Here is a 2,571-nt window from a genome sequence, read left to right as displayed (position 1 = left end):
GCACCAGCCAGAATGCCATTTCCCTCAGCCAAATGCGCGCCGAAAGTACTGAGATTAACAACACGCTTCACGCCTGCCTGCTGAATAGCTTCAGCATAATTCTGTCCCAGCTGTTTGTAAAATCCGATCACATCCAGGTCTTTGGTGAAATAGCTATGCGCCGCTACCATGGTGTAAACCGCGTCGGCGCCGGTAAAGGTTTTTGCAAGAAAATCCACATCTTCAAAAGTACCGATCGCCGCTGTCGCGCCCAGCTCCCCGATTTGCTGCTGCCTTTCCGGGCTGCTGCTGATTACGGTTACTTCGTGTCCATTCCCAATCAATATTTTGGCGAGTGGCTTGCTGATATGGCCAAGCGAGCCTGTTAAAACAATTTTCATTTTGCTGTCTGTTTTGGTTTATGCAAAATTGCGCAGCACTGAAAAAGCGGGTGTAGCCAAATCTATGGTTGTTGTAGCCGAAAGAAGGGCCGCTATGGAGACGCTTCAAGTTTTTGGAAAGATATTTGCACAAGCACGAGCAGAACCATTAAACCAACACTCCAATGCCCCAGCCCGAACTCACCGGTCTCCAGAAGCGAGCCTCCAAATACATTGACAAAGCAATCAGCTACAAAGTCCGCCCGGGCGAGGTAATCGAAGGGTACTTTTCCGGCTTTGATGATAAGAACAATGAACGCGCTGTGATCCAGCTATCCAATGCAGCCGACACAACCACGCTGCCATTAATGACTGTGGTCAATTATTTCGAGGGTGTTGACGATGAGGAAGTCGAAGATAATTCGTGATTGCCCTAATCGGTGAAGCTCAAAGTGGTCAGGCTTTCCGCGCAAGGATTACAGGTTGTTAAATGATGTTAAATACTTCATCTGAGCGTACTTAGTTATCGCTCGGCACCTTCTAATTTTTACCTTTATGCAGCTAACTCACACCCGATTGTATGCTGCAAAACTACCTGACCGTCGCTATCCGTAACCTGCGGGTAAATGCCACTTATACCCTGCTCAACATCCTGGGACTGACGCTCGGAATGTCGGGTGCAACGCTGATATTCCTTTTTCTGGCACACCATCTCTCCACTGACCGGCACCAGCCCAATGCCGACAGGCTCTACCGTGTCGTGCTCGACCTGCATTTAGACGAAGGTATTGTGCGTGAATCGGGGTCTGCGTATCCGCTTGCTGCTGCATTGGGAAAAGATTATGCAGGTGTTGAGAAAACGGGATTCCTCCGCCGGATGCCGATGGTATCTTTTTCAACCAATACGCCCGCAGGGTCGCGCCGCTTTATGGAAAAAGATAATGTTGCCTATGCCAATTACGGCTATATGCAGCTGTTTGCAATGGACTGGCATTCCGGCAATGCGGCAGCTACCATGCAGGAGCCTTTTACAGTAATAGTTAGCCAAAAATTTGCACGAAAATATTTCGGAACGGAAGAGGTAACCGGAAAGATTTTGCGGCTCGACAATGCGCATGATCTGAAAGTTACGGGCGTGATCAGGGACCAGCAGCGTCCCAGCGACTTTTTCTTTGATGCCTACATTTCCCTCCCCACCATTAAAACCATTGAACCTACCAACTGGCAAACCGACTTCGGCTGGATCAGCAGCCGGAATTTGACTTTCGCGAGGCTCGCACCTGATGCGAATCCCGAGCACATTGAACAGCTTATATCCAAAAACGGAAAGAAATATTATGCCGAAAATGCACCTTACTACCGGCACCATTTGCAGCTGCTGGCTGACATTCACTTCAATGAAAATTATGATGGTAAAATCCGGCGTTCCATTCTCTGGATTTTAGCCGGCGTCGGATTCTTCCTGGTGCTGGTTGCGAGCATTAACTTCATCAATATGGCCACAGCCCAGGCTGTGAAACGCTCAAAGGAAATTGGCGTGCGAAAGGCGCTAGGTAGCAGCCGGCAGCAACTTTTCTGGCAATTCAATATAGAAACATTGATGATTACCCTGCTGGCTGCATTTGGCTCCATCCTGTTTACCATTCCGCTTTTCACCCCGCTCAATAACTGGACGCACACACAGGCTTTTCAGGCAGGTAACCTCCTGCAAATGGAAGTGCTGATTTTCGCTTTGCTGACCATTCTGCTGATAGTGCTGCTCGCCGGCTTCTACCCGGCCGTGATCCTGTCTGGCTTTAATCCGGTCGCTGCTTTGAAAAGCAAGCTCATTTCGCGGCAGGTTGGCGGCATCGGACTGCGGCGTTCGTTGGTAGTCGTGCAGCTGGTAATTGCACAAATCATGATCACCGCCACACTGGTTATGATGCTGCAACTTGACTTCTTCCGGAATGCAGACCTGGGTTTTGACCAAAAAGGTGTGATCAAAATAACGCTGCCCAGGCAAACCGGCGAAACCATTAACAGGCAGGCTTTCCGCAATGCGCTGCTTCAATATCCGGAGGTAAAATCGGTTACTTACCAGTACGACGCACCCACTTCCGATATGGGATTTGGCGGATCGGTGCGCTGCGACAACCGTACCGAGTGGGACAAGTTTGTGATCACAGTGAGATTTGGCGACGCCGATGATCTCGGGACCTCGCAGCGGCCG

The 2,571-nt window shown here is 49.9% G+C and carries 3 protein-coding genes; 2 read left to right on the top strand and 1 reads right to left on the bottom strand.

All coding sequences use genetic code 11. The features are described from left to right. A partial coding sequence (locus ACTIE6_RS22495) for an SDR family oxidoreductase (protein ID WP_439558767.1) occupies positions 1-380 on the bottom strand: 380 nt, incomplete at its 3' end. A gap of 164 nt (positions 381-544) precedes the next feature. On the opposite strand from ACTIE6_RS22495, the gene ACTIE6_RS22490 reads away from it, so the two are divergent. Both ACTIE6_RS22490 and ACTIE6_RS22485 read left to right on the top strand, forming a co-directional pair. Then, positions 545-787, top strand: coding sequence for a hypothetical protein (locus tag ACTIE6_RS22490; protein WP_439558766.1), 243 nt, complete (start codon positions 545-547; stop codon positions 785-787). Positions 788-939: 152 nt separating this feature from the next. Continuing rightward, on the top strand, positions 940-2,571 hold a 1,632-nt coding region (locus tag ACTIE6_RS22485; protein ID WP_439558765.1), incomplete at its 3' end, for an ABC transporter permease.

Source organism: Dyadobacter sp. (genome assembly GCF_051859145.1).
Taxonomy (GTDB): domain Bacteria; phylum Bacteroidota; class Bacteroidia; order Cytophagales; family Spirosomataceae; genus Dyadobacter.
The sequence above is the reverse complement of the archived record's forward strand: the minus strand, read 5'-3'. Positions and strand labels throughout refer to the sequence as shown.